Raw genomic sequence first — 26,230 nt, forward strand, 5'->3', positions numbered from 1 at the left:
GTTTGCGCGGTCCGTCCGACAATGCAGGGAGGCATTCAGTGAGTCTGCGACCCCTCACACCGCAGGAGCGTGCCGACGCCTTGGGCAAGGCCGCCGCCGCCAGGACCACCCGGGCCGCAGCCAAAGACAGGCTCAAGACCGGAGAGCTGTCCATCGACGAACTCCTCAGTTCCGGGGACACCGACGATGCGATCGCCCGGATGCGAATCGTGGAGCTTCTTGAGGCGCTGCCCGGGATCGGGCGGGTGCGTGCCGCGGCCATCATGGAACAGCTCGGCATCGCGGCGTCGCGCCGAGTCCGCGGCCTGGGAATCCACCAGCGCCGCGCGCTGGTAGATTTTATAAAAGACAAACAGCCCGGTCCGCCGCGCTGACTTCAATCCCGCCCAAAGGAATACGTGAGCAAGAAACCCGGACTGACAGTCCTCGCCGGCCCGACGGCTGTTGGTAAAGGCACCGTGTCCACCTACATCAGGGACAACTACCCCGAGGTATGGCTGTCCGTTTCGGCCACCACACGGGCTCCCCGGCCCGGCGAAATCGACGGGGTGCACTACTTCTTCAAGTCGAAGGAGGAGTTCGAATCCTTGATCGCAGCGGGCGAACTCCTTGAGTGGGCCGTGGTGCACGGACAGAACACGTACGGCACCCTCAAGAGCACGGTGAACCAGGCGATCGCCGAGGGCCGCCCGGTGCTGTTGGAGATCGATCTGCAGGGAGCACGCCAGGTCCGGGAGGCCGTTCCGGACGCACAGTTCGTGTTCCTGGCCCCGCCCAGCTGGGACGAATTGGTGCGCCGGCTGGTGGGCCGCGGCACGGAAAGCGCCGAGGAACAGCAGCGGCGGCTGGAAACCGGTAAAGTAGAGCTAGCTGCTGAACCGGAGTTCGATCACACCGTTATCAATGATGACGTTCGCCGGGCAGCAGACGAGCTTGTTTCACTCATGGGGCTGACCCCCCACCCGCGCTAGGCGCGGAACGCCATCAGCCCGCTAAAATTTGGAGAATTCGTGTCCACGAACCTTGAAGGCATCATCAACCCGCCGATCGACGAACTGCTGAAGGCTGCCGACTCGAAGTACGGACTGGTGATTTTCGGCGCCAAGCGCGCACGTCAGATCAACGCCTACTACGCGCAGCTGCACGAGGGCCTGTTCGAGTACGTCGGCCCGCTGGTCGACACCAAGCTCAACGAGAAGTCCCTCTCCATCGCCCTGCGCGAGATCAACGAAGGCAAGCTCGTTTCCACCCCGATCGAACCTGCCGAGTAATTCCGCAGACTCGGGCGGATAACGTGCGCATAATCCTCGGAGTCGGGGGAGGGATAGCCGCCTACAAGGTGGCGTCGCTCCTCCGGCTTTTTACTGAAGCCGGCCATGACGTCACCGTCATCCCCACGGAGGCCGCGACCCGGTTCGTGGGCGTCGCCACGTGGGAAGCGCTGTCCGGGCACCCGGTCAGCAACAGCGTCTTCGACGACGTGCACACCGTCAACCACGTCCGGCTGGGCCACGAGGCCGACCTGATTGTGGTGGCGCCCGCCACGGCGGACCTGCGGGCGCGGGCCGCCGCGGGCCAGGCGAACGACCTGCTGACCAACACGCTGCTTATGGCCGGCAGCTGCCCGGTGCTGATGGCTCCGGCCATGCACACCGAAATGTGGCAGCACGCGGCCACGCAGGCCAACGTTGAGACGCTCCGCAGCCGGGGTGTTACCGTGCTGGAGCCCGCCTCCGGCCGGCTGACCGGCTCCGATACTGGCCCCGGCCGGCTGCCCGACCCCGAAGCCATTTTCGCAGCGGCCCTGGCCCTCGCTGGTGCTCCGGCCGCGCCCACGACGGTCCCGCAGCCCGGCACGAACGAGGAGCCCGTTGCGCCGCCGTCGGCCCGCCCGCTGGCCGGGCTCACCGTCACCATCAGCGCCGGCGGCACCCGCGAACCGCTGGATCCCGTCCGGTTCCTCGGGAACCGTTCCTCCGGAAAACAGGGTGTGGCGCTGGCCGCCGCGGCCCGCGACGCCGGCGCCCGCGTCCGGCTCCTGGCCGCCCATATGGACGTCCCGCCGCCGGCCGGCGTTGAGACGACAAAGGTGGAGACCGCCCTCGAGCTCCGCGCCGCGGCCCTGCATGCCGCCGCCGATTCGGACGTCATCATCATGGCCGCCGCCGTCGCCGACTTCCGCCCCGCCGATGTTGCCGGCACCAAGATCAAGAAGCGCGACGACGTCGCCGATCCCGTCATCACGCTGGTCCGGAACCCGGATATCCTGCGGGAACTCGTCGAAGTCCGCGACGCGGCCTCCCGCGACCAGCTCATTGTCGGGTTCGCGGCGGAAACCGGCGACGCCGACGGCGACGTGCTGGACTACGCCATGGCCAAGCTGCGCCGCAAGGCATGTGACCTTCTGGTGGTGAACCACGTGGGCCAGGACAGGGTCTTCGGCGAGGACACCAACTCCGTAGTCATCCTTTCGCGCGCCGGCTCCGAACCCCAAGAGGCGTCGGGTTCCAAATCCGACGTCGCGGCTGCCGTGATTGACCGCATCAGCGCCGAGCTGAGCCGCGTTGTCCCGCCAGCCTGAAACCGGTGTCAGCAACGTCTCCTTAGCACAGGGACACACGCCCCCGGACGTCCGTTTTCCAACCAGTAAGGTAGTTGAGTGACTTTACCGCTGCACATCCCTGACTTCCACGGGTCCACGCCCGCCTCGCTCCGGCTCTTCACGTCCGAGTCGGTGACCGAAGGACACCCCGACAAGATCTGCGACCAGATCAGCGATGCGATCCTCGACGCCCTCCTGGCCAAGGACCCCGAGTCCCGCGTCGCCGTGGAAACGCTGGCCACCACCGGGCTGGTCCACGTCGCCGGCGAGGTCACCACCGACGCCTACGTGGAAATCCCGCAGATCGTCCGGGAAACCATCCTCGGCATCGGCTACGACTCCTCGGCCAACGGCTTCGACGGCGCCCGCTGCGGCGTGTCGGTCTCCATCGGCCAGCAGTCCAACGACATCGCCGGCGGCGTCTTCAACTCCCTCGAGGCCCGCGAAGGCCGCCAGGAGGACGACTACGACCTCCAGGGCGCCGGCGACCAGGGCCTGATGTTCGGCTACGCCAGCGACGAGACGCCCTCCTACATGCCGGTGCCGATCTGGCTCGCGCACCGCCTCTCGGAGCGGCTCACCGAAGTCCGCAAAAACGGCGAGCTCGCCTACCTGCGCCCCGACGGCAAAACCCAGGTCACCGTCGGCTACGACGGCGACCGGCCCGTCTCGGTCGAGACCGTGGTCATCTCCAGCCAGCACGCCGAAGGCGCCAGCCTGGACCAGCTCCGCGCCGACCTCGCCACCCACGTGGTGGACCCGGTGCTGGCAATGTCCAACCTGGACACCTCCCGGACCCGGAACATCCTGAACCCCGCCGGCGCCTTCGTGATCGGCGGTCCGGTGGGCGACGCAGGCCTCACCGGGCGCAAGATCATCGTCGACACCTACGGCGGCATGGCCCGCCACGGCGGCGGCGCCTTCTCCGGCAAGGATCCGTCCAAGGTGGACCGCTCGGCCGCGTACGCGATGCGCTGGGTGGCTAAGAACGTTGTGGCCGCAGGACTGGCGAAGCGCGCCGAAATCCAGATCGCCTACGCGATCGGCCAGGCCCGCCCGGTGGGCACCTACGTGGAGACCTTCGGCACCGAGACCGTGGACCCGGCCCAGATCAGCGCCGCGATCGCCGAGATCTTCGACCTGCGCCCCCGCGCCATCATCGACGCCCTCGACCTCAAGCGCCCGATCTACGCCAAGACCGCTGCGCACGGGCACTTCGGCCGCGAGGAGCCGGACTTCACGTGGGAGCGGCTGGACCGGGTGGATCAACTCAAGGCCTTCTTCAACGCCTGATCCCGCGCCGGCAGCTGGCACGCGTCGTTGCCGGTATCTGCCCGTGCCGGCAGCCCACAGACGCGGAATTGTCAGTGCCGTGTGATCTGCTGTAGCCAGGCCGCCATGACGGGGCCTGGCTACTGGGGTTTTTGGCTACTGGGGTTTCTGGCTGAAGATTCTTGGCTGCTGGGCCAGTTGCCTTCCTGGCCTTGGCCACTAGGACGTTGTCGGACCGATCGAGTGTGAGAGGAGGGGCCAGCCGTGGATCCTCAGCCTGCAGGCGGTGTGTCCGGCGGACCCCAGCAGCTCTCCCTGCTCCACGGCCTTCCGGCTCCCGCCGCCCCGGCGTCCGGTCCGGCCCTGGCCCCGCACCTGCCCGTGGCCCGGGTGCTGATCGAGTCCTCCCTTCCGCACCTTGACCGGCCCTTCGACTACAGCGTGCCCGCCGCGCTGGATACCTCCGCGCAGCCGGGCGTCCGGGTCAAAGTGAAGTTCAACGGGCAGGACCTTTCCGGCTATCTCCTGGAACGGGTGGCGGAATCCGACGCCGGGCATCCGCTGGTCCCGCTGCACAAAGTGGTCTCTGCCGTCCCGGTGCTGGTGCCGCCGGTCGCCGAACTGGCCGGACGCGTCGCGGCACGGTACGCCGGCACGGTCAGCGATGTTCTCCGCGTCGCCGTGCCTCCCCGGATGGCGAAGCTCGAAAAGGACCTGGCCCCGGACGGCGTCCTGGATCCGGCGCTTCTTGCCGACGACGGGGGCGGCGGCGGGGCCGGGACGGCTCCTGCCGGCCTCGGAGCCTCCGCCTGGTCCACCTACCGCAACGGCCCGGCGTTCCTGCGCCACCTCGGCGCGGGGGAGTCTCCCCGCGCCGTGCTCAGCGCGCTCCAAGGATATGGTCCGGGGAGCTGGCCCCGGCTGGTTGCCGAGGCCGTGGCGGCCGTGCGCCTGTCCGGCCGGGGCGCCGTCGTGGTGGTCCCCGACTACCGCGACCTCGACCGGGTGGAGGAGGCGCTGCTGCACCTCCTGCCCGCCGGGGACGTCGCCCGGCTGACGGCCGACGACGGCCAGACCCCCCGCTACCGCAGTTTCCTCCGGGTCCTCAGCGGCGCCGCCGGGGTGGCCGTCGGCACCCGCTCCGCCGCCTACGCGCCGGTCCAGAACCTGGGGCTGGTGGTCTGCTGGGACGACGGCGACGACCTCCACATCGAGCAGCGCGCACCCTACGCCCATTCCCGCGAGGTGCTGCTGCTGCGCGCCGAGCAGGAGGGCGCCGCCTGCCTGCTGGCCGCCCACACCCGGAGCACCGAAACCCAGCGTCTGGTCGAGGCAGGGTGGGCGCTCCCGGTGGAGGCTGACCGCCCCGCCGTCCGCCGGGCCGTGCCGCGGGTGCTCAACACCGCCGACAGCTACGAGCTGGAGCATGACCCGCTGGCCCGGATCGCCCGGCTGCCGGGTGCCGCCTGGCGCGCCGCCAAGGACGGACTGGAGCGCGGACCGGTCCTGGTCCAGGTGGCGCGGGCCGGCTACGCGCCGTCCCTCGCCTGCGAGAACTGCCGTGAACCGGCGCGCTGCACCGCCTGCAGCGGCCCGCTGGCCGTCGCCGGGGCCAGCGGAAGTTCCGCCGTGCCGCAATGCCGCTGGTGTTCGACGCCGGCCCCCGCCTGGCGCTGCGCCACCTGCAACGGCGTCCGGCTCCGGCGCGGTGCCACGGGTGCGCTGCGCACCGCCGAAGAGCTGGGCCGCGCCTTCCCGGGCAAACCGGTGGTCACCTCGTCCGGGGACCGGGTGCTGGCCACGGTTCCGGACACCCCGGCGCTGGTGGTGGCCACGGTCGGCGCCGAACCGGTGGCCCCCGGAGGGTACGCCGCGGCGCTCCTGCTCGACGGCGATTCACTGCTGCGGCGGGAAAACCTGCGGGCGGGGGAGGACGCCGTCCGCCGCTGGTTCAACGCCGCGGCCCTGGTCCGGCCCGCCGCTGACGGCGGCCTGGTGGTCATCACCGCGGACGACGCCGCCGGGGTCGGGGCCCTGCTCCGCTGGGACGCCTCCGGCTACGCCCAGCGGGAACTGGCCCTCCGCCGGGAGCTGCAGCTGCCTCCGGCCGTCCGGGTCGCCTCCATCACCGGCGGCCGGACCGCCGTCGGGCATTTCAGCACAGCGGTGGAACAGCAACTGGAACCCCGCGGAATCGTGCTACGGACCGCAGGGCCGGCACCGCTGGTCCTGGCCGCCGGGCCCGGCGGGGCCCCGCCGAAACCCGGAGCGGCCGCCGCCGAGGATGTCCGCACGCTCCTGTTCATCCCGTACGCCCAGGCCGCGGACGTCACCAAAGTGCTGCGGGCGGTCAGAGCCGCTGCCGCCGCCAAACGCGCCGACCAGCCGGTGCAGCTGCGGCTCGACGGCGTGGACGTGCTCTAGGCGCGGTGCCCTTGGTGGACGTGCACTAGGCGGACAAACCCTGGCGGCCCCGGCGGGCACGGAGCGCCACCGCCTCCTCGGCGGCCTCAACCAGCCTGCGCGCCGAGTCGTCCCAGCTGAAGTCGGCAGCGCGTTCGACCGAACGGCGGGAGCGGGCCTTCCACAAATCCGGGTCCTCGAGTTTCCGGACGGCGGCGGCGAATTCCGCGGGCGAGTCCGGGTGGACGTAGCTGACGGCGTCGCCGCCCACTTCGCGGAAGATCGGGATGTCGCTGGCGATCACCGGGGTGCCGTGCGACATCGCCTCGACCAGCGGCAGGCCGTAGCCCTCGGCCTTGGACAGGCTGATCAGGGCCGTGGTGCGCCCCAGCAGGGCCTCGTACTCGGCGTCCGTCACGCCGTTGTGGAACACGATGTCCGCGCCGGCTGGGGCCAGGGCCTCAAGTTCGGCCCGGCGCTCGGGGGTGATCCGGCTGAGCAGGTGCAGGCTCATGTCCGGAAGCTCCGCCATGCCCCGGATCATGGTCTCTACGTTCTTGTACGGCATAAAGGAGCCCATATACAGCAGGGTCTTGTCCGCTCCGGCGCCCGGATCCCGCGGGGTGTGGCCGTGCTGCGGGGCATTGCCCACAATCCTGACGGGACGCCGGGTGAGCCGGTACTTCGACATCAGTGCGGCCGTTGTGGAGCTGATGGTGGCGACGACGTCGGCCCGGTTCAGCAGGAGGCGCTGCGGCCAGAACGCCTTGTGGTACAGCCGCCACAGGACCCGGACCGGGGCGGGCAGGAAGCCGGGCGGCGCCGGGTGCTCGTAGTAGATCAGGTCGTGCAGGGTGAGCACCAGGGCGTACTTCCGGCCCCAGCTGCCCATGGTCTGCATGGGGCACACCACCACGTCGGCGCCGAGCTTGTTGATTTTGCCGGCCACGAACAGCTCGGCCGGGGACAGCGGGCTGTTGACCAGGGTGTAGGGCACATCCGGGAGCAGGGCCAGCTGGCGGACGTCGCTGATCAGCATGGAGACGTCGGCGATTTTGGCCGTGGCCGCGATCAGGCTGGCGCCGTAGCGGCTGATGCCGTCATGGTGGTCCAAACGGGTGAAGCGGGCGTCGATGAGGATTTTCACGCGGAGTGGTCCTTCAGGAAGCGGCGGATGAAACCCGCGGCGGGTTCCGGGGTCTCGTAGTGGATCAGATGGCCGACGCCGGGAATGACGTCCAGGTGCGCGTCCGGCAGCAGGGCCAGCAGCGTGTGCTGGTCCGGCAACGTCGCGATCTCGTCCTTTTCCCCGGCGATCAGCAGCACGGGGAGGGTAAGGCTGCCGGCGACTTCCGCCACGTTGCCGCCCACCGAGGCCTTGAACGCCTGAAGCAGGCTTTCCCGGTCCGCGAAGGCGGAGAAGTAGGCGCTGTGCTGGGCGTGGACAAAGCGGCGCAGCTCCTTGTTCCGGGTCTTCGCCATCGTCTCGCTCATGATCCGGACAATCAGCTGGCTGCGCAGGAGGCCCTGTCCCAGCCGGCGGGGCAGGCGCGCCGCGGCCTCGTAGTACAGCACGGCGAGTTTGGTCATAAGCCCCTTGGGCCCCTCGAGGGCGGGCGCGGCGATCGGGTTGACCAGGATCAGCTCGGCAACGGCTCCGGGGTGGGCCGCCACGTAGTGGCTTGCGACGATCGAGCCGAAGGAGTGACCCAGCAGGACCGTGTCCGGGCCGAGGCCCAGGGCGGCCATGAAGTCCGAGATGAACCGGCCGTAGTTCTCCACGCTGTGTTCGGCGGCTGCAAAGGCGGACGAGCTGCCGAATCCGGGAAGGTCGGGCATGATGAGCCGCATCTCGGGCAGCTGGTCGGCCACGCGGAGCAGGCCGTGGTGGTCGCCGCGGAAGCCGTGGACCACCAGGATGGTCCGGGTCTCGGGCGTCACCCGGACAGGCTCGTACCGCCAGTACGCCACCGTGGTGCCGTCGAGGACCACCGTGTCAGCATGGGTGCGGCCTTCCAGGTCGTCGCTGAACAGGGCGGCGGGGGAGGACTCGGTGTCCACGGATTCCATTCGGTATGTCCTGGTCTTCTCGATGGTTGTCGGGAGGCGCTAGTTGACGGAGTCCGGGTGGGACCCGGTGCGGACGCCACGTTCCAGGCCGGCCATGGCCGCCATGGCCGCGTCGTCGAGGCTGAACCCGAAGACGTCCAGGTTGTCGCGGATCCGGTCGTGGGAGCTCGCCTTGGGGATGGCGACGTGGCCGAGCTGGACGTGCCAGCGGAGGATGATCTGCGCCGCGGTGACGGCGTGCGCGGCGGCCAGGTCCAGCACCACCTGGTCCTGCAGGACCTGGCCCCGGCCCAGCGGGCTCCACGCCTCAGTGGTGATGCCGAGTTCGCGGTGCACGGCGCGCAGCTCCTCCTGCTGCAGCCAGGGGTGCAGTTCTATCTGGTTGACGGCCGGGACCACTTCGGCCGTCTGCAGCAGGCGGTCCAGGTGGGCCGGCTGGAAGTTGGAGACGCCGATGGCGCGGGCCCTGCCCTCGCGGTACAGCGTCTCCATCGCACGGTAGCTTTCGGCGTAGAGGCCGCGCTGCGGGCAGGGCCAGTGGATCAGGTACAGGTCCACGTACTCGAGGCCCAGGTTGGCCATGGAGGTGTCGAAAGCGCGCAGGGTGGCGTCATAGCCCTGGCTGTCGTTCCAGAGCTTGGTGGTCACGAACAGGTCCTCGCGCGACAGCGGCGGGAAGGCCTCGCCGGACCCGCCGCGGGCGCCGTCGCGGCTAGAAGAACCCGAGAGGGTGCCGATGCCCCGGCCGACGCCCGTCTCGTTCCCGTACATGGCGGCGGTATCGAAGTGGCGGTAGCCGGCCTCGAGGGCCATGGCCACCAGTCCGGCGGCGTCCTCCGGCGGCACTTTATAGAGACCGAACCCCAGCTGGTCGATCAGGACACCGTTGTTGAGGCTGAGCCGGAGTGAGGGTTTCATACCTCGACTTTACCGACTCCGGCGCCGCTGCTTCCCACGGCAGGCCGGTTCAGCCCAGGCCGTCGAAGCTGACAAGCCTGCGGGCGCTTGCCTCGTCCAGGATCAGGTCGGTGGCCAGCCCCGCGGCGAGGGCACCGCGCAGGCCGTTGATCTTCGAGGCGCCGGACACCACGCAGATCCTCCGCCGCACCTGGCGCAGCTGGGCGAGGTCAGGGCCGGTGGAACGTTCGTTCAGGGTGATGCCGTCCGAGGAGCCGTCTGCGCGGAAGAACACGGTGGCCACGTCGCCCACAACGTCGGAGGTGGCCAATATGGCCAGGTCGTCCTCATCGAGGTAACCGCCGGCGTAGACATGGCTGGGGTAGTCGGCGTCGACCGACCCGACGCCGAAAATCGCAATGCTCATGCGCGACTGCAGCTCGAGGATCCGTTGCACACTGCGCTCATTCCACATCGCTCTTTTGGTCGCCGCGTGGTCGAAGAAGGCCGGGACGGGGAACTGTTCCACCCGCGCGCCGTAGGCGCTGCCGAAGCGCCGCATGATGTCGGAGGCATACGTGATGCCCGTGGTCTGCATGTTGCCGGCGCCGTTGAGCTGGACGATCACGCTGTCATGGGTGATCTTCCGGGTCAGGTGCCGGCTCACGGCGCTCAGGGTGGACCCCCACGCGACGCCGATGATGGCGTTCGAGTCCACCAGCGGCCCGATGGTGCGTGCTGCCTGCATGGCCACGCGGTCCAGCGTCTCTGCCTCATTCAGGGTGTCAACCACCGGAACGACGTGCACATCCACCTTGTATTCGGCGCGGATCATGCTCGCGAGTTCGGGGCCCGTGTCCAGCGGGCTCCGGATCTGGATCTGGACCAGCCCCGATTCCCGGGCGGAGGACAGCAGCCGCGAGACGGTGGACCGGGAGGTCCGGAGCTCGCGCGCGATCGCGTCCATGGTCAGGTCCTGCAGGTAATACAACTGGGCCGCCCGGAGGGCGTCGGAGTGGCGTGAGGGTGTCATCCCATTTCCGTTCTGCACGTTTGTGCATAGTGCTTGACTCCATTTTCCATTACTCCAAACAATAGTGATGAACGGCGCCGCGCCACGGGGCGCGCCGCACAAAAACAAGACCCAAAGGAGCAGTTCTTGGGACAGAAGGATTCAGCCCGCAACCAGGCATCGGCCGGCGAGCGCGCATCGGTGCAGGGTCTGCGGCAGCGGCCGCACGCACAGGTGCTGATTATCGGCGGCGGCATCAACGGAGTGGGCACGTTCCGGGACCTCGCGCTGCAGGGCGTTGACGTCGCCCTCGTCGAGCGCGGCGACTACTGCCAGGGCGCCAGCGGCGCCTCCTCGCACATGATCCACGGCGGCATCCGGTACCTCGAAAACGGCGAGTTCCGCCTGGTCCAGGAATCGGTGGTCGAACGCAACCGGCTCCTGCGCATCGCGCCGCACTACGTCAAGCCGCTGCAGACCACCATCCCCATCTTCAGCACCTTCTCCGGCGTCCTCGCCGCGCCGCTGCGGTTCCTGACCCACAAGCAGCAGGGCAAGCCCAAGGAACGCGGAGCCTTCCTCATCAAGCTCGGGCTCAGCATGTACGACTTCTTCTCCCGCGACGGCGGCACCGTGCCCCGCCACCAGTTCCGCGGCCGCAAGAGTGCCCTCGCCGAGCTGCCCCGCCTGCACCCGGGCATCAAATACACCGCCACCTACTTTGACGCCTCCGTGCACAACCCGGAACGGCTCACCCTCGACGTCCTGCAGGACGGCGAGAAGGCCGGTGCCGCCGGAGCCAGCGACGCGCGCGCCAGCAACTACCTCTCTCTGGTCTCAGTCCGCGACAGTGCAGGCCCGGGCCGCACCGGCAGCACCGTGCAGCTCCGCGATGAGCTCACCGGGGAACTGTTCGACTTCACCGCGGACGTCATCGTCAACACCACCGGCGCGTGGGTTGACCTCACGAACCAGGCGATGGGCGCGGCGTCGTCCTTTATGGGCGGCACCAAGGGCTCACACATCGTGCTGGACCACCCCGAACTGCTCGCCGCCTGCAACGGCCGCGAGATCTTCTTCGAACACACCGACGGCCGGATCGTCCTGATTTATCCGATGGGGGACCGGGTCCTGGTGGGTACCACCGACGTCGACGCCGACATGGCTGAAGACGCCGTCTGCACCGAATCGGAGATCGACTACTTCTTCGACCTGATCGGGCACGTCTTCCCGGACATCAGCGTGGACCGCGGGCAGATTGTCTACACCTTCTCCGGTGTGCGTCCGCTGCCGAAGCACGACGCCACCCAGCCGGGCTTCGTCAGCCGCGACTACCGGATCGAACGCCGCGCCGGCGCAGCAGACGGGGCCGTCGTCCTCAGCCTGGTGGGCGGCAAGTGGACCACGTTCCGCGCCCTCGCCGAACACCTCAGCAACGACGTCCTGGCCGAACTCGGCATGGAGCGGAAAGTCTCCACCGGCAAACTCGCCATCGGCGGCGGAGCCGGCTTCCCGGACAGCGAGGACGGCGTGCAGCGCTGGATCAAGGCACACATGGCCAACGGACGCGACGCGGACCGCACGGCCGGGCTCCTGACCCGCTACGGCACGCGCGCCGAGGAAGTCATCAGCTTCCTCGACGCACCCGGCTCCGAGCCGGACCGCCTCCTGCACTCCACCCGCGAGCTCAGCGTGCGCGAGCTGGAGTTCATGGCCCGGAACGAGCAGATCGGGCACCTGATCGACGTCCTGGTCCGCCGCACGTCCCTCGCTTTCCGGGGACTCGTGACCGGGGAACTGCTGAACGAAGTTGCCGGAATCCTCGCCGGCCCGCTGGGCTGGGACGCGGCTACACAGACCTCCGAGATCAGCCACGCTCAGGAGGTGCTCAAGCGATTCCACGGCGTCCAGGTCCACAGCCTGGTCTCCTAGAAATCAGGGGCCGGACGGGGGACGTCCGGCCCCAAGGACTGCGTGGTACCCTCTGGGGCACTGGCGCAGTTGCCGGCCGGCGGCGCCAACGCGGCGCCGCCGGCCCAACGGCCCCTCAAACTCGCGAGGGGCTGACAACAGAAAATAGAGGAGTCAAAGATGTCTCTTGGAATAGTTTTCCTGTCCGAAGTATTCGGCACCGCAATGCTGACCCTGCTGGGTTGCGGCGTTGTGGCAAACGTTGCACTCAAAGGCACCAAGGGCAACAACGGCGGGTTCCTGATGGTCACTTGGGGATGGGGCATTGCCGTCTTCTCCGGTGTCTACGTTGCCGCGATGTCCGGGGCGCACCTGAACCCCGCCGTGACCTTCGGCCTGCTGCTCAACGGCAAGACGGAATACGCGCCCGGCGTGCCCGTCGACTTCGCCTCCACCCTTACCTACTTCGGCGGTGAACTGCTCGGTGCCTTCCTCGGCGCCGTGGTCATGTGGCTGGCCTACAAGCAGCACTTCGACGCTTCGGATGCGGAGCCCGCCAGCCAGCTGGCAGTCTTCTCCACCGGACCGGCGATCCGCTCCACGCCTTGGAACCTCATCACGGAGATCATCGGCACCTTTGTCCTCGTGTTCGTTATCCTGACCTTCGGCGGGACACCCTCGGGGCTCGGCCCGCTCGCCGTGGCTCTGCTGGTTGTCGGCATCGGTGTCTCCCTCGGTGGACCCACCGGCTACGCCATCAACCCGGCCCGTGACCTCGGCCCCCGCATCGCCCACGCCCTGCTGCCCATGAAGGGCAAGGGTTCCTCCGACTGGAGCTACTCCTGGATTCCGGTTGTCGGCCCGTTGGTTGGCGGTGGCCTCGCAGGCCTCGTCGCCGCCGTCGTGCCGATCATCGCCACCGCAGCTGCCTGATCCGTTCCACCCGTACTCTCAACCGCCAGCCCCCAACGACAAGGACGTCAACATGAACCAGTACGTAATCGCCATTGACCAGGGCACCACCAGCACCCGCGCCATCGTGTTCGACCACAGCGGCAGCATCGTGTCCTCGGGCCAGATGGAACACGAACAGATCTTCCCGCAGGCCGGCTGGGTGGAGCACGATCCAGCGGAGATCTGGAACAACACCCGCGAGGTCATCGCCTCCGCCCTATCCAAGGCGAACCTGACCCGCCACGACATCGCCGCCGTCGGCATCACCAACCAGCGCGAGACCGCCGTCGTCTGGGACAAGACCACCGGTGAGGCCGTCTACAACGCGATCGTCTGGCAGGACACCCGCACGCAGTCGATCGTGGACGAGCTGGCCAAGGACGGCGGCCCGGACCGGTTCAAGCAGAAGGTCGGCCTGCCGCTGGCCACCTACTTCTCCGGCACCAAGATCAAATGGATCCTGGACAACGTCGAGGGCGCCCGCGCCAAGGCCGAGGCCGGGGACCTGGTGTTCGGCAACACCGACTGCTGGGTGCTCTGGAACCTGACCGGCGGTACCGACGGCGGCGTCCACGTCACGGATGTGACGAACGCGTCGCGGACCATGTTCATGGACCTCGAGACCCTCTCCTGGGACCAGGAGATCCTGGACGCGTTCGGGGTTCCGGCGTCCATGATGCCGGCCATCAAGTCCTCGTCCGAGGTCTACGGCACGGTGCACACGTCCCAGCTGCTGCGTGAGGTTCCCGTCGCGGGCATCCTCGGCGACCAGCAGGCGGCGACGTTCGGCCAGGCGGCGTTCGACGCCGGCGAAGCCAAGAACACCTACGGCACGGGCTGCTTCCTCATCTTCAACACCGGTGAGGAAATCGTCCACTCCAAGAACGGGCTGCTGACCACCGTCGGCTACAAGCTCGGCGACGCCGCACCGCACTACGCCCTGGAAGGCTCCATCGCCGTCACCGGGTCGCTGGTGCAGTGGCTGCGAGACAACCTCGGCATGATCAGCAGCGCCCCCGAAGTGGAGACGCTGGCGGCCTCAGTTGAGGACAACGGCGGCGTCTACATCGTTCCGGCGTTCTCGGGCCTGTTCGCTCCGTACTGGCGTTCCGACGCCCGCGGCGCGATCGTCGGCCTGACCCGCTACGTGAACAAGAACCACATTGCCCGGGCGGCGCTGGAGGCCACCGCCTTCCAGACCCGCGAGGTGCTCGACGCCGTCAACGCGGACTCGGGTGTGCCGCTGACCGAGCTGAAGGTCGACGGCGGCATGGTCGCCAACGACGCGCTGATGCAGTTCCAGGCCGACATCCTGGGCGTACCGGTGATCCGGCCCAAGGTCGTGGAAACCACGTCCCTGGGCGCCGCCTACGCCGCAGGGCTGGCGGTCGGCTTCTGGAAGGACCTCGGCGAGTGCTCCGCCAACTGGTCGGAGGACAAGCGCTGGGAGCCCACCATGGACCAGGCCGAGCGGGAGCGCCAGATGCGCCTCTGGAAGAAGGCCGTCACCAAGTCCATGGACTGGGTCGACGAGGACGTGAAGTAGGCCCCAGCCTCTATCGAGGGAGGCCGCACCCGCCCTGCCCGCTTCGCGGTGCCCACCACACCCTGGCGGGGTGCGGCCTCCCTCTCTCGTGCGCCCGTACTTCAGCCGCTCGTGGCGGCTTACGGTGAGGCGATTCGCGGTGCGCTAGAGTAGTCCTATGCGTGCGATCCTTGTGCTTAGCTAGCCGCCCGGTATCCCGACTACGGATTGCCGAGCGGCCGCCCCTCCATGTCGAGGGGCTTTTGTGTGTCTGGGGTACTCCCGGCAGCAAACACCAGCAAGCAGGGATCAGGCCGTCGTGCCGGAATATGACGTTTCGGAACACAAGGCTAGACAGAACAGAAGAGGGCAGCAGTGAGCGTTCAGCCGGAGACAGAGACCGGAACACCAGCAGTCGCAGCGGAGAGCCCCGAGGAGGGCGCCTACAGCTTCGCGGCCATGGAAGCGAAGTGGCCGCAGGTCTGGGAGGACCTGAAGGTCTTCACGCCGCTCGACGACGGCTCGAAGGAGCGCCGGTATGTGCTGGACATGTTCCCGTACCCCTCCGGCGACCTGCACATGGGCCACGCCGAAGCGTTCGCCATGGGCGACGTCGTCGCGCGGTACCTGCGCCAGAAGGGCTACGACGTCCTGCACCCGATCGGCTGGGACTCCTTCGGCCTGCCCGCCGAGAACGCCGCCATCAAGCGCAACGCCCACCCCAGCGAGTGGACGTACGCCAACATCGACACCCAGGCGGCGTCGTTCAAGCGCTACGCGATCTCCGCCGACTGGTCCCGCCGGCTGCACACCTCCGATCCGGAGTACTACCGCTGGACGCAGTGGCTGTTCAAGCGCTTCTACGAGCGCGGCCTGGCGTACCGCAAGAATTCCCCGGTCAACTGGTGCCCCAAGGACCAGACCGTGCTGGCCAACGAACAGGTGGTCAACGGCGCCTGCGAACGCTGCGGCACCGCCGTCACCAAGAAATCGCTGAACCAGTGGTACTTCAAAATCACCGACTACGCCGACCGGCTGCTCGATGACATGGACGAGCTGCGCGGCCACTGGCCCGAGCGCGTCCTGGCGATGCAGAAGAACTGGATCGGCCGCTCCGAAGGCGCGCACGTCAACTTCGTGATCGAGGCCGACGGCGAAAACCCCGCCAAGGACGTCACGGTGTTCACCACCCGCCCCGACACCCTCTACGGCGCAACGTTCTTTGTGGTCGCCGCCGATGCGCCGCTCGCCGTCGAGCTGGTCACGGACGAGCACGCCGCCGCCCTGGACGCGTACCGCGAGCAGGTCAAGGCGCTGTCCGAAATCGAACGCCAGTCCACCGAGCGGGAGAAGACCGGCGTCTTCACCGGCCGCTACGCCATCAACCCGCTCAACGGCGAGAAGCTGCCGGTCTGGGCCGCCGACTACGTGCTGGCGGACTACGGCACCGGCGCCATCATGGCGGTCCCGGCGCACGACCAGCGCGACCTGGACTTCGCCCGCACCTTCGACCTGCCGGTCCGGGCCGTGCTGGACACCGGCGAGGAGGATCCCGCGGTCAGCGGGACGGCCACGTCCGGCGAGGGGACGCTGATCAACTCCGGCGCCCTGGACGGGCTGCCGAAGGCCGAAGCCATCCCGGCTGCCATCGGCATCCTGCAGGAGCAGGGCACGGGCGAGAAGTTCGTGAACTTCCGCCTGCGCGACTGGCTGCTCAGCCGGCAGCGGTTCTGGGGCACTCCGATCCCCATCATCCACTGCCCCGCCTGCGGCGAAGTGCCGGTCCCGGACGAGCAGCTGCCCGTCACCCTGCCGGCCGACCTGCGCGGCGAGGACCTGTCCCCGAAGGGCACCTCACCGCTGGCCGCCGCCGAGGCCTGGGTCAACGTGGAGTGCCCCTCCTGCCACGGCCCGGCCAAGCGCGACACGGACACCATGGACACGTTCGTGGATTCCTCCTGGTACTTCCTGCGCTTCGTCTCCCCGCAGTTCACTGAAGGCCCGTTCGATCCGGCGAAGATCAACGACTGGATGCCGGTGGGCCAGTACGTGGGCGGCGTCGAGCACGCCATCCTGCACCTGCTGTACGCCCGCTTCTTCACCAAGGTCATCCACGACCTGGGCATGATCGACGCCGACGAACCCTTCAGCGCGCTGCTGAACCAGGGCCAGGTGCTCAACGGCGGCAAGGCCATGAGCAAGTCCCTGGGCAACGGTGTGGACCTCGGCGAACAGCTGGACAAGTACGGCGTGGACGCCGTCCGCCTCACCATGATCTTCGCCTCCCCGCCGGAGGACGACGTCGACTGGGCGGACGTCTCGCCGTCGGGCTCTGCCAAGTTCCTGGCCCGCGCCTGGCGCCTGGGACAGGACGTCTCCAGTGCACCCGGCGTCGACTTCGCCACCGGCGACCGGGCGCTGCGTGCCGTCACGCACCGCACCATCGCCGACGCGGAAGCCCTGCTGGACGCCAACAAGTTCAACGTGGTGGTGGCCAAGCTCATGGAGCTGGTCAACGCCACGCGCAAGACGATCGACAGAGGCGCGGCCACCGGTGCCGGCGGCGCCGACCCGGCCGTCCGCGAGGCCGTCGAAACCGTCGCAGTCATCCTGAGCCTCTTCGCGCCGTACACGGTCGAGGACCTCTGGAACGTGCTGGGGCACCCGGCGTCGGTGGCCAACGCCGGCTGGCCCGCGCACGATCCTGCCCTGCTGGTGCAGGACACGGTGACCGCAGTGGTCCAGGTCCAGGGCAAGGTCCGGGACCGCCTGGAGGTCTCGCCCGGGATCGGCGAGGACGAACTGCGGGAACTGGCCCTGGCCTCCGAGAACGTCCAGCGCGCCCTCGACGGGCGGGGGATCCGCACGGTGATCGTGCGGGCGCCTAAACTGGTCAACATCGTCCCGGCCTAGCAGGGGATGCCTGCCGCCGGTGAACCACCGGCGGCAGGCAGTACCAGCACGGTCCGGGAGCCAGCGCAGACAGCAGGAGGTGCACCGTGCCGCACCGCGACCCGTCGGGCTGGCCCTGGCTGAAGGAGCGCCTGGGCGGTTTCCGTCCGGCGAAACGGCCGGGTGCGGCACCCGGTGAGCCCGCCGTGGTCCGCACTGCCGTGGTCACGGACTCCGCCGCCGCACTGCCGGCCGGCTGGGCCCGGGAACTCGCCGCTGACGGGCGGCTCACAGTTGTCCCGATGCCGGTGATGGTGGGGACCGAGATTTACGGCGAGGGCGAGGACGACATCGCCGACACGATCGCCGTCGCCCTGGCGAGCGGCAAACCCGTCAAGACATCCCGCCCTTCCCCTGGCCAGTTCGAACAAGCCTATGCGGCGGCCCACCGCCGCGGCTTCGAGTCCGTGGTGTCCGTCCACATCTCCGGGGAACTGTCCGGCACGGCCGACGCGGCCCGCCTCGCCGCCGCCCGCGTGGAAATTCCGGTGGAGGTTCTGGACTCCCGGACGGTCGGCATGGCGCAGGGGATGGGCGTCCAGGCCGCCGTCGCCGCTGCAGCCGCCGGCGGGGCTGCGGCCGAGGTGCGGCAGGCCGCCGAGCAGCGCCTGGCGGGCACCAAGGTGTATTTCTACGTGCCCAGCCTGGAGCAGCTGCGCCGGGGCGGACGGATCGGCGCTGCGGCCTCGCTGTGGGGAACCATGCTCGCCATCAAGCCCATCCTCGCCGTCGAAGGCGGCAAGGTGGTCCCGCTGGAAAAGGTCCGCTCCGCGGCCAAAGCCGTCGCACGGCTCAAGGAGATCGCGGTGGCCGACGCTGCCTCCCGGCCTCCGGGGCATGCGCGGCTTGCCGTCCACCACTTCGGCAATCCGGCTGAGGCCGGCGACCTGGCGGAGCAGCTGGCAGCCGCGGTTCCCGGCGGTCCGCCCGTCCAGATCAGTGCCCTGCCGGCGGTCCTGGCCGCCCACGCCGGCCTCGGTGTCCTGGCTGTGATCGTGGGTGAGGACAGCAAGGGAGGCTACACTGCAGCACATAGCCAGTGAAAGGTCTCAGCCATGACACAGGACGAAGTTTCGGCGCAGGCGCGGGAGATTGTCCGCTGCATCAGGGACGGCACCATCACCTTCGATACCGAAGACGAGGCAGTCGCCGCGATCGGGATGCTCATCAAGAAGCGCGAGTACCAATCAGTGGCCGAACTGCTCGAGGGACTCAGCCAGTGGGTGCTCACCTACCCGCGGGCCGGTGAAGGATGGAGTGAGCACCTGGTCGGCGACCTGTGCCTGACCCTGATGGGCCTGCTGGAAAACTTCAGCCGCCTCGGCTGACACCCGGCCCGGAACGCCACTATCCACATAGGACACACCGGCCCTGAACTGCGTCTCGTCCCCTTCGTACGATGGGCGCATGCCGCGCCACATTTCGGGGGAACTGCACAACACCGGACAGGGCCACTCCGGCCGCAGGCTGGCGGCCGCCGTGTACCCGGAAGCCGCACACCCGGACGCCGAGGACCGGGACGTCCCGGCGGGCCTGCTCGACCGGGCACCCGCGGTCACCCCGGCCGCAGGACCACGCGAACCCGCCCCGGACCAACCGCCGCCCCGCGGCCCCCGGCTCAGGTGGCGCACGGGAGGCCGGGCTGCGGCGCTGCTGTGCCTGCTGGCCGTGGCGCTTCTTGGCTGGTTCTGGTGGCAGGCAGCGCACGCCACCGCGGAAGTCAGCCCGCTGAGCTCCATCAGCCCGCCGGAGGCGGAGGACGTCCACGCTCCGGACCCCGACGCCGGACCGTCCGCCGCCGCCGACGCACCGCCGGACGTTTCCCCTGGCGGAACCGACGGGGATGCAGACGCCAGCGCAACCATCATCGTGCACGTGGCTGGTGCGGTGCTCCGTGCCGGCATCGTGGAGTTGCCCCGCGGCAGCCGCCTGCACCAGGCCATCGCCGCGGCCGGGGGCAGTGCCCCGGACGCTGACCCGGACCAGCTCAACCTCGCATCCGTGCTTGAGGACGGCCAGAAGGTCCTGGTGCCGAAGGTGGGCGAAACCGTTCCTGGCGGCCCCGCTGCCGCCGGTGACGCCGGGGCCCGGGGAAGCCCGCCCGGTGCTGACGGCTCCGCTCCTGCAGGCGGCAAGGTCAACCTCAACACGGCGCCGGCCGACGAACTGGCAACACTGCCGCGCGTGGGCCCGGTCCTGGCGCAGCGGATCGTGGACTGGCGGACCCAGCACGGCAACTTCCAGCGGGTTGAGGAGCTGGATGCCGTGGACGGGTTCGGACCAAAGCTGCTGGAGGCGCTGCTGCCGCTGGTCCGGGTTTGAGGGGCACCGGCATGGGCAGCGAACGGCACAGGGAAGAGCGCAGTGAACGGCACAGGGAACAACGCAGAGAGCAGCACAGGAGACAGGCGGGGGAGCAACGCAGCGAGCAGCACAGGGGGCAGCCGGGGGAGCAACGCAGCGAGCAGCACATGGGGCAGCCGGGGGAGCAGCGCAGTGAGCCTCATGAACAGCAGCACAGGGAGCAGCCGGGGGAACCGTACCGTAAACGTTGGAGGCAGGGGGCCAGGGACGTGCTGCTCCCGTTTCGAGGGCCGGTGCGCTTCCGTCCGGGCCGCGCAGATGACCTACGCAGGATCGACGTGCGCCTGGTCCCGGCCGCGATACTCGTGTGGGCTGCGGCGGCCGCGGGACACCAGGTGCAGCCCGCGGCGCTGGCCGTCATCTGTTCGGTACTTGTGGTTGCCGCCGGTCTGCTGCTCTGGCCGGCGCCTTCTGCAGCGGCCCGGCGGCGGACAGGACGGCCCGGCAGGCCCGTCCGGAGAAGTTTCCGCGCGACGATGGCCGTGGCGCTGCTCCTCGCTGCGGCAGCGGGCGGGCACAGCGCCGCTGGTTCCACCCCGCGGCATGAGGGCGCGCTGGCCCAGGCTGCCGGCGCGCGTGCATCCGTTGCCTTGGAAATCGAGGTCACGGGTGCGCCGCGGAGGCTGAAGGCGCCGGCGCGGACAGGACTCGTGGACCGATGGGCGGTGCCGGTGTCCCTGGTCGAGATGACCTACGACGCACGGCGCGTGCGGGCACCGGCCCGGCTGCTGGTCCTGGGCGGCACCGACTGGGAGCATGCAGCCCCCGGGCAGCGGATCCGGACCACCGGCAAACTTGCGCCGCCCGGCCCGGGCCAGCCCGAGGCTGCCGTCCTCTCGGCCAGCTCCACCCCGCTGCCGCTGGCGCAACCAGGCCCGTGGCAGCGCGGCCCGGGCGAGCTCCGCGACCTCTTCACCGCAGCCGCCGGGCGGTTCGACGGCGACGCCCGGGGACTGCTGCCGGGCATGGTCACCGGAGACACCAGCGCCCTTGATGCCGGACTGGACCAGGCCATGAAGTCTGTGGGCATGACCCATCTGACCGCCGTCAGCGGGGCCAACTGCAGCCTGGTCCTTGGCGCGTTCCTGCTGGCCGCACGGAGCCTGCGGCTCGCCCGGCTGTCCGCGGCGGCCCTTGGCCTCGCCGGGCTGGGCCTGTTTGTCCTGATGGTCGGCCCTGACGCCAGCGTGCTGCGTGCTGCGGTCATGGGTGGTGTTGGGCTGGTGGCCGTGTCCGGCGGGCGTCCCGGCCGGGGCCTGAGCTTCCTGTGCGTTGCGGTGATCGCGCTGGTGCTGGCGCAGCCGTCCCTGTCCACGAGCTTCGGATTCCTGCTGTCCGTGCTCGCCACACTCGGCATCGTCCTGGCCGGCCGGCCCGTCATGGAGTGGTTTCCGGCGGCCGTGCCGCGGTGGGCCGCTGCGGGCATCGCGGTGCCGTTGTCCGCACAGGCGTTCTGTGGACCGGTGATTGTGCTGCTGCAGCCGCAGTTCTCCACGTACGCGCTGCCAGCCAACATGGCCGCCGCGGTGCTCGTCGCCCCGGTCACGCTGCTGGGGACGGCGTCCGTGCCGCTGGTGCCGCTCGCACCGGTCCTGGCCGCCGTGCCGCTGGGCGTCGCCGCGGCCTTCGCAGCCGGCGTGGGAGCGATCGCCCGGTTCTTCGCGGGACTGCCCGGTGCTGTGCTGCCGTGGCCTGAGGGCGGCTTCGGCGCCGCCACCATGGCGCTCTTCTCCGCCTGCGCCCTTGCCGCATGCTGGCTGGCGTTCCACCCGGCCCGCACCCTCACGCTGGCCTTGGCCGCCCATGCGCAGACGGTGGCCCTGCTTGACCGGGCGGCGTCCTCCGCCGGCGGCGCCCGGGCACCTTCCGGCTCCGGGGCCGCGGCTGGTGCCGGGTTTGGGTCCGTACCGCGGCAGGTGCCCGGCTTGGTGCACCGCCCGGCCCGTGGCACGCTTAGACTCTGCAAACAATCTTCCGGGAGGAAACCTCAGTGGCTGCTGCCCAGACCCCGCGTGCCCGGTCCGCCGCGTCGAAGACCGCCACCGCCAGCTGGCGGGATGTGACCCCGGCCCCCGTCGTGCTGGTCGCCGGGCCGGAGGACTATCTGGGGTCCCGCGCAATGGACCGCATCCGTGCGCAGGTCCGCGCCGCAGCCCCCGACGTCGAGGTCACCAGGCTCAACGCCGGCAGCTATGAGCCGGGCTCGCTTGCGATGAACATCAGCCCGTCGCTCTTCGGCGAGCAGAAGCTGATCGAAGTGGACGGGCTCGAGGGCATGAACGACGCCTTCCTGGCCGACGGGCTCAAGTACCTGCAGCAGCCCGAACCGGACGCCGTGCTGGTCCTCCGCCACAGCGGGGGAGTGCGCGGCAAGAAACTCCTCGACGCGGTGAAGGCCGGGGGCTGGCCGGTGGTGGACTGCCAGCCCCTGAAAAAGGACGCCGACAAGATCGCGTTCGTGACCTCGGAGTTCCGGGCTGCATCGCGGCGCATCGATCCCGACGCCGTCCACGCGCTCGTTAACGCAGTCGGCGCAAACTTGGCCGAACTGGCCGCTGCCTGCAGCCAGCTGATCGCGGATGCCTCCACCGGGGTGGATGCGGCGATGGTGGACCGCTACTACGGGGGCCGGGTGGAAGCCACCGCCTTCAAGGTGGCCGACGCCGCAATGGCCGGGAATGCACCGCTGGCCCTGTCCACGCTGCGCCACGCCCTGGACACCGGAGCCGACCCGGTGCCGCTCGTAGCCGCACTGGCCTCGAAGCTCCGTACCCTCGCCAAGGTCGCCGGCGCCCAGGGGTCCTCGGCCCAGATTGCCAAGCAGCTGGGCATGCAGCCCTGGCTTGTTGAGCAGGCCCAGCGGGAAGTGCGGCGCTGGACTCCGGAGGGGCTGGTCCGGTCCATCCAGGTCACCGCCGAAGCCGACGCCCAGGTCAAGGGCCTGTCCCGGGACCCGGTCTATGCGGTGGAGCACGCCGTCACGGTGATTGCGACCTCCGTGCGCCGCTGACCGGAGGTGGAACGGCGCCGGACAGGCGGGCGCCGTGCACTCCGCGGAACAAGGGCACCGCAAACCCTGCGCATTAACTGGAAGTGGCCGGCACCCTGGGGGTGCCGGCCACAATCATCAGTTCAAGTGAACTGGAAGCCTTTAGAGCGCGTTGACCTTCTTGGAGATGGCCGACTTGCGGTTAGCAGCGTTGTTCTTGTGGAGAACGCCCTTGCTGACAGCCTTGTCCAGCTTGCGGCTGGCGGTGAGCAGTGCAGCGGCCGCAGCATCCTTGTCGGTGGACTCAACGGCGGTGTTGACGGCGCGGATGGCCGTCTTCAGCTCGGACTTGACTGCGTTGTTGCGCAGACGGGCCTTCTCGTTGGTGAGGATGCGCTTTTTCTGGGACTTGATATTAGCCACGTGTGAACTCTCTTTTTCAATGCGGAAAATGGTCTAGAGGGCTTTCAGATTGGCCATCGACTGAGCGGCGTGGGGATACCTATGGCGACCAACCATCTGTGGCCGTCGACCTGCACGGACACACAGCTGTCAATAATAGCAGAGATGACGCCGCAGGCACGAACAGAGTGGCGATCCCGGAGCCATCCTCCGGCGCGTCAGCGCCAGCCGTGGCGGGTGCGCAGCGCGGCGGCGACCATGTTGAAGCGTCCCACGTCGAGGATGGCACCCTCGCGCCGGACGTCCTGGGGGCTGACCTGCAGGATCCGGTCCAGTTTTGCCTCGCTGGGACGCCACTGCCGGTCCCACGGGCCCGTGCCGATGTCCACATAGTCATCCGCGCGACGGGCATCCCCGTCATGGTCCTTGCTGGTCAGCATCAAGCCCAGCAGGTAGCGGCCGCTGGAGCCCACCAGCAGCACCGGGCGGTCCTTGCCTTGCGAATGGTCCTCTTCATAAGGAACCCAGGTCCAGACCACCTCACCCGGCTCCGGGCGGCCGTTGGGGGAGGGCGCATAGCTGACCGTGGCAGTTCCCTGGAAGTCGCCGGGGTACCGGCCGTTCAACCCGGCGGGGCGGTTGGTGCCGGGGCGCGCGCCGGGAGTGGCGGTCCTGGCCTTGACGGCCTTGGTGGGCCTGGTAGTCCTTGCCTTCGTGCCGGCGCTGCCGGGCGCGGCGCCGGAGCGCCCCTCCAGGAAGCGCAGGGTGCTGCGGACTGCATTGCCAAGTGAACGTAGATTCCAAGCCATGGGGAAACCTTACCGGCAGCGGTTGGGGCCGCCCGGTTGCCGGCCCGCCGGGAACCGGGGATGTAATGCCGCAGGTCCGGACGTGGGAGACTATAGGGAGAGAAAATGCGGTGCGTTGCAGGACGGGAAACCGGCCCCGGGCGCCAAACCGTGGAATAGCCAACAGTAAAGCCAACAGTAAGGACCCTGCGTGTCTCCCATGGCCCGCACCGCCCCGGTGCCCGCCGCAACAGATCCGGCCATCATCCGGAACTTTTGCATCATTGCGCACATTGACCACGGCAAATCGACGCTGGCCGACCGGATGCTCCAGTACACCGGCGTGGTCCAGTCCCGTGACATGAAGGCCCAGTACCTGGACCGCATGGACATCGAGCGCGAACGCGGCATCACCATCAAGTCCCAGGCCGTCCGTATGCCATGGGAACTCGACGGCACCAGCTACGCGCTGAACATGATCGACACGCCAGGCCACGTTGACTTCACCTACGAGGTCTCCCGCTCGCTCGCGGCCTGCGAAGGTGCCGTCCTGCTGGTGGACGCGGCCCAGGGCATCGAGGCCCAGACACTCGCCAACCTTTACCTGGCGATGGAAAACAACCTCACCATCATTCCGGTCCTGAACAAGATCGACCTCCCGGCTGCCCAGCCCGAGAAATACGCTGCCGAGCTCGCCAGCCTGATCGGCGGCGACCCGGACGATGTCCTCCGCGTCTCCGGCAAGACCGGCGCCGGCGTCGAGGCCCTGCTGGACAAGATCGTCCGCGACCTCCCCGCTCCGGTGGGCGACCCCGACGCCCCCGCCCGGGCCATGATCTTCGACTCGGTGTATGACACCTACCGCGGCGTGGTCACGTACGTCCGCGTCGTCGACGGCATGCTGCACCCGCGCGAACGCATCCAGATGATGTCCACCCGCGCCAGCCACGAGCTCCTCGAGATCGGCGTCAGCTCCCCGGAGCCCACTCCGTCCAAGGGACTCGGCGTCGGCGAAGTGGGCTACCTCATCACCGGCGTGAAGGACGTCCGCCAGTCCAAGGTGGGCGACACCGTCACCAACCTGGCCAAGCCCGCCGCCGACTCGCTTCCCGGCTATGCCGACGCCAAGCCGATGGTGTTCTCCGGCCTGTATCCGCTGGACGGCACGGATTACCCGGTGCTCCGCGACGCGCTGGAGAAACTGATGCTCAACGACGCCGCGCTCGTCTACGAGCCGGAGACCTCCGCGGCCCTGGGCTTCGGGTTCCGGGTGGGCTTCCTGGGCCTGCTGCACCTGGAAATCACCCGTGAACGGCTGGAGCGTGAATACAACCTGGACCTGATCTCCACCGCGCCCAACGTGGAGTACGAGGTCACGCTGGAGGACAAGCGGGTTGTCCACGTCACCAACCCGAGCGAATACCCCACCGGCAAGGTGGCCGAGGTCCGCGAGCCGATGGTGTCCGCGACCATCCTGGCTCCGAACGACTTCGTCGGCGCCATCATGGAGCTGTGCCAGAGCCGCCGCGGCGTCATGGGCGGCATGGACTACCTTTCCGAGGACCGGGTGGAGATCCGGTACCGGCTCCCGCTGGCCGAGATCGTCTTCGACTTCTTCGACATCCTCAAGTCCAAGACCCGCGGCTACGGCTCGCTGGACTGGAAGGCCGACGGCGACCAGGTCGCCGACCTCGTCAAGGTGGACATCATGCTCCAGGGCGAGCAGGTGGATGCATTCTCCGCCATCACCCACCGGGACAAGGCCTACGCCTACGGCGTGATGATGACCAGCAAGCTGCGTGAGCTCATCCCGCGGCAGCAGTTCGAGGTGCCCATCCAGGCCGCCATCGGGTCGAGGATCATCGCCCGCGAAAGTATCCGCGCCATCCGCAAGGACGTGCTCGCCAAGTGCTACGGCGGCGACATCACCCGAAAGCGCAAACTGCTGGAAAAGCAGAAGGAAGGCAAGAAGCGCATGAAGATGGTGGGCCGGGTCGAGGTACCGCAGGAAGCCTTCATCGCAGCGCTCACCACGGATGAGTCCAAAGACAAGGCCAAGAAGTAGCGGTGCCCGTCATGACTGTCCTCC

At 68.9% G+C, this 26,230-nt stretch carries 22 protein-coding genes; 16 read left to right on the forward strand and 6 right to left on the reverse strand.

What is annotated here, in order from left to right:
• The first annotated feature begins 38 nt into the window (after positions 1–38).
• From mihF to AR539_RS13380, 6 genes are all read left to right on the forward strand, one after another.
• Positions 39–374, forward strand: coding sequence for an integration host factor, actinobacterial type (gene mihF / locus AR539_RS13355; protein ID WP_066437723.1), 336 nt, complete (start codon positions 39–41; stop codon positions 372–374).
• A 24-nt stretch (positions 375–398) separates the two neighbouring features.
• On the forward strand, positions 399–971 hold the full coding sequence (gene gmk / locus AR539_RS13360) for a guanylate kinase (protein WP_066437724.1): 573 nt from the start codon (positions 399–401) through the stop codon (positions 969–971).
• Positions 972–1,010: 39 nt separating this feature from the next.
• On the forward strand, positions 1,011–1,271 hold the full coding sequence (gene rpoZ, locus AR539_RS13365) for a DNA-directed RNA polymerase subunit omega (RefSeq protein WP_011692102.1): 261 nt from the start codon (positions 1,011–1,013) through the stop codon (positions 1,269–1,271).
• Between the two features lie 23 nt (positions 1,272–1,294).
• The gene (locus AR539_RS13370) at positions 1,295–2,581 is read left to right on the forward strand and encodes a bifunctional phosphopantothenoylcysteine decarboxylase/phosphopantothenate synthase (RefSeq protein ID WP_066437725.1); all 1,287 of its coding nucleotides are present in this window, start codon (positions 1,295–1,297) and stop codon (positions 2,579–2,581) included.
• Positions 2,582–2,659: 78 nt separating this feature from the next.
• Positions 2,660–3,895, forward strand: coding sequence for a methionine adenosyltransferase (gene metK / locus AR539_RS13375; RefSeq protein WP_066437731.1), 1,236 nt, complete (start codon positions 2,660–2,662; stop codon positions 3,893–3,895).
• A gap of 243 nt (positions 3,896–4,138) precedes the next feature.
• Positions 4,139–6,298: a primosomal protein N' gene (locus AR539_RS13380; protein ID WP_082699364.1), complete on the forward strand. Its 2,160-nt coding sequence runs from the start codon at positions 4,139–4,141 to the stop codon at positions 6,296–6,298.
• A gap of 25 nt (positions 6,299–6,323) precedes the next feature.
• Here the strand turns inward: AR539_RS13380 and AR539_RS13385 are convergent, their stop codons facing one another.
• The 4 genes from AR539_RS13385 to AR539_RS13400 are packed head-to-tail and all read right to left on the reverse strand — an operon-like array spanning position 6,324 to position 10,277.
• Entirely contained in the window at positions 6,324–7,424 is a 1,101-nt protein-coding gene (locus tag AR539_RS13385) for a glycosyltransferase family 4 protein (RefSeq protein ID WP_066437737.1), read from the reverse strand.
• A complete protein-coding gene (locus AR539_RS13390; RefSeq protein WP_066437739.1) occupies positions 7,421–8,347 on the reverse strand; it encodes an alpha/beta fold hydrolase in 927 nt (308 codons plus the stop codon). Before AR539_RS13390 ends, AR539_RS13385 begins: the two co-directional genes overlap by 4 nt.
• Positions 8,348–8,386: 39 nt before the next feature.
• On the reverse strand, positions 8,387–9,265 hold the full coding sequence (locus AR539_RS13395; protein WP_066437742.1) for an aldo/keto reductase: 879 nt from the start codon (positions 9,263–9,265) through the stop codon (positions 8,387–8,389).
• 49 nt (positions 9,266–9,314) lie between these two features.
• Entirely contained in the window at positions 9,315–10,277 is a 963-nt protein-coding gene (locus AR539_RS13400) for a sugar-binding transcriptional regulator (RefSeq protein ID WP_066437745.1), read from the reverse strand.
• A 126-nt stretch (positions 10,278–10,403) separates the two neighbouring features.
• Here AR539_RS13400 and AR539_RS13405 point away from each other — a divergent pair, with 126 nt between their 5' ends.
• The 9 genes from AR539_RS13405 (at position 10,404) to holA (ending at position 22,972) form a co-directional block, all read left to right on the forward strand.
• Entirely contained in the window at positions 10,404–12,188 is a 1,785-nt protein-coding gene (locus AR539_RS13405) for a glycerol-3-phosphate dehydrogenase/oxidase (RefSeq protein WP_066437748.1), read from the forward strand.
• A gap of 159 nt (positions 12,189–12,347) precedes the next feature.
• On the forward strand, positions 12,348–13,100 hold the full coding sequence (locus AR539_RS13410) for an MIP/aquaporin family protein (RefSeq protein WP_066437750.1): 753 nt from the start codon (positions 12,348–12,350) through the stop codon (positions 13,098–13,100).
• Between the two features lie 52 nt (positions 13,101–13,152).
• The gene (gene glpK, locus AR539_RS13415; protein WP_066437751.1) at positions 13,153–14,667 is read left to right on the forward strand and encodes a glycerol kinase GlpK; all 1,515 of its coding nucleotides are present in this window, start codon (positions 13,153–13,155) and stop codon (positions 14,665–14,667) included.
• Positions 14,668–15,021: 354 nt separating this feature from the next.
• Positions 15,022–17,559 (forward strand): leucine--tRNA ligase, encoded by a 2,538-nt coding sequence (leuS, locus tag AR539_RS13420; RefSeq protein ID WP_066437755.1) that lies wholly within the window; start codon positions 15,022–15,024, stop codon positions 17,557–17,559.
• An 86-nt stretch (positions 17,560–17,645) separates the two neighbouring features.
• Positions 17,646–18,641 carry a DegV family protein gene (locus AR539_RS13425; RefSeq protein WP_066437756.1) on the forward strand — a complete coding sequence of 332 codons (996 nt, stop codon included), beginning with the start codon at positions 17,646–17,648 and terminating at the stop codon, positions 18,639–18,641.
• A 12-nt stretch (positions 18,642–18,653) separates the two neighbouring features.
• Positions 18,654–18,926 (forward strand): hypothetical protein, encoded by a 273-nt coding sequence (locus AR539_RS13430; RefSeq protein WP_066437757.1) that lies wholly within the window; start codon positions 18,654–18,656, stop codon positions 18,924–18,926.
• Between the two features lie 79 nt (positions 18,927–19,005).
• Positions 19,006–19,920, forward strand: coding sequence for a helix-hairpin-helix domain-containing protein (locus tag AR539_RS13435; protein ID WP_082699365.1), 915 nt, complete (start codon positions 19,006–19,008; stop codon positions 19,918–19,920).
• A 320-nt stretch (positions 19,921–20,240) separates the two neighbouring features.
• A complete protein-coding gene (locus AR539_RS13440) occupies positions 20,241–22,025 on the forward strand; it encodes a ComEC/Rec2 family competence protein (protein WP_231728615.1) in 1,785 nt (594 codons plus the stop codon).
• A complete protein-coding gene (gene holA / locus AR539_RS13445; protein WP_066437764.1) occupies positions 21,953–22,972 on the forward strand; it encodes a DNA polymerase III subunit delta in 1,020 nt (339 codons plus the stop codon). Before AR539_RS13440 ends, holA begins: the two co-directional genes overlap by 73 nt.
• Before the next feature lie 141 nt (positions 22,973–23,113).
• Here the strand turns inward: holA and rpsT are convergent, their stop codons facing one another.
• Together rpsT and AR539_RS13455 are read right to left on the reverse strand one after the other, a co-directional pair.
• Positions 23,114–23,374: a 30S ribosomal protein S20 gene (rpsT, locus tag AR539_RS13450; protein WP_066437767.1), complete on the reverse strand. Its 261-nt coding sequence runs from the start codon at positions 23,372–23,374 to the stop codon at positions 23,114–23,116.
• Positions 23,375–23,571: 197 nt separating this feature from the next.
• On the reverse strand, positions 23,572–24,162 hold the full coding sequence (locus tag AR539_RS13455; RefSeq protein ID WP_066437769.1) for a type II toxin-antitoxin system PemK/MazF family toxin: 591 nt from the start codon (positions 24,160–24,162) through the stop codon (positions 23,572–23,574).
• A 190-nt stretch (positions 24,163–24,352) separates the two neighbouring features.
• Here AR539_RS13455 and lepA point away from each other — a divergent pair, with 190 nt between their 5' ends.
• Positions 24,353–26,206: a translation elongation factor 4 gene (lepA, locus tag AR539_RS13460; RefSeq protein WP_197410639.1), complete on the forward strand. Its 1,854-nt coding sequence runs from the start codon at positions 24,353–24,355 to the stop codon at positions 26,204–26,206.
• Positions 26,207–26,230 lie beyond the last annotated feature (24 nt).

It is taken from the genome of Arthrobacter sp. EPSL27, from assembly GCF_001512305.1.
In the GTDB taxonomy this organism is placed as follows: Bacteria; Actinomycetota; Actinomycetes; order Actinomycetales; family Micrococcaceae; genus Arthrobacter.

Coding starts and splice junctions, on each gene's coding strand:
- AR539_RS13390 (WP_066437739.1), bottom strand. CDS start 8,347: ATGGAATCCGTGGACACCGAGTCCTCCCCCGCCGCCCTGTTCAGCGAC.
- AR539_RS13395 (WP_066437742.1), bottom strand. CDS start 9,265: ATGAAACCCTCACTCCGGCTCAGCCTCAACAACGGTGTCCTGATCGAC.
- AR539_RS13400 (WP_066437745.1), bottom strand. CDS start 10,277: ATGACACCCTCACGCCACTCCGACGCCCTCCGGGCGGCCCAGTTGTAT.
- AR539_RS13410 (WP_066437750.1), top strand. CDS start 12,348: ATGTCTCTTGGAATAGTTTTCCTGTCCGAAGTATTCGGCACCGCAATG.
- glpK (WP_066437751.1), top strand. CDS start 13,153: ATGAACCAGTACGTAATCGCCATTGACCAGGGCACCACCAGCACCCGC.
- AR539_RS13430 (WP_066437757.1), top strand. CDS start 18,654: ATGACACAGGACGAAGTTTCGGCGCAGGCGCGGGAGATTGTCCGCTGC.
- AR539_RS13435 (WP_082699365.1), top strand. CDS start 19,006: ATGCCGCGCCACATTTCGGGGGAACTGCACAACACCGGACAGGGCCAC.
- AR539_RS13455 (WP_066437769.1), bottom strand. CDS start 24,162: ATGGCTTGGAATCTACGTTCACTTGGCAATGCAGTCCGCAGCACCCTG.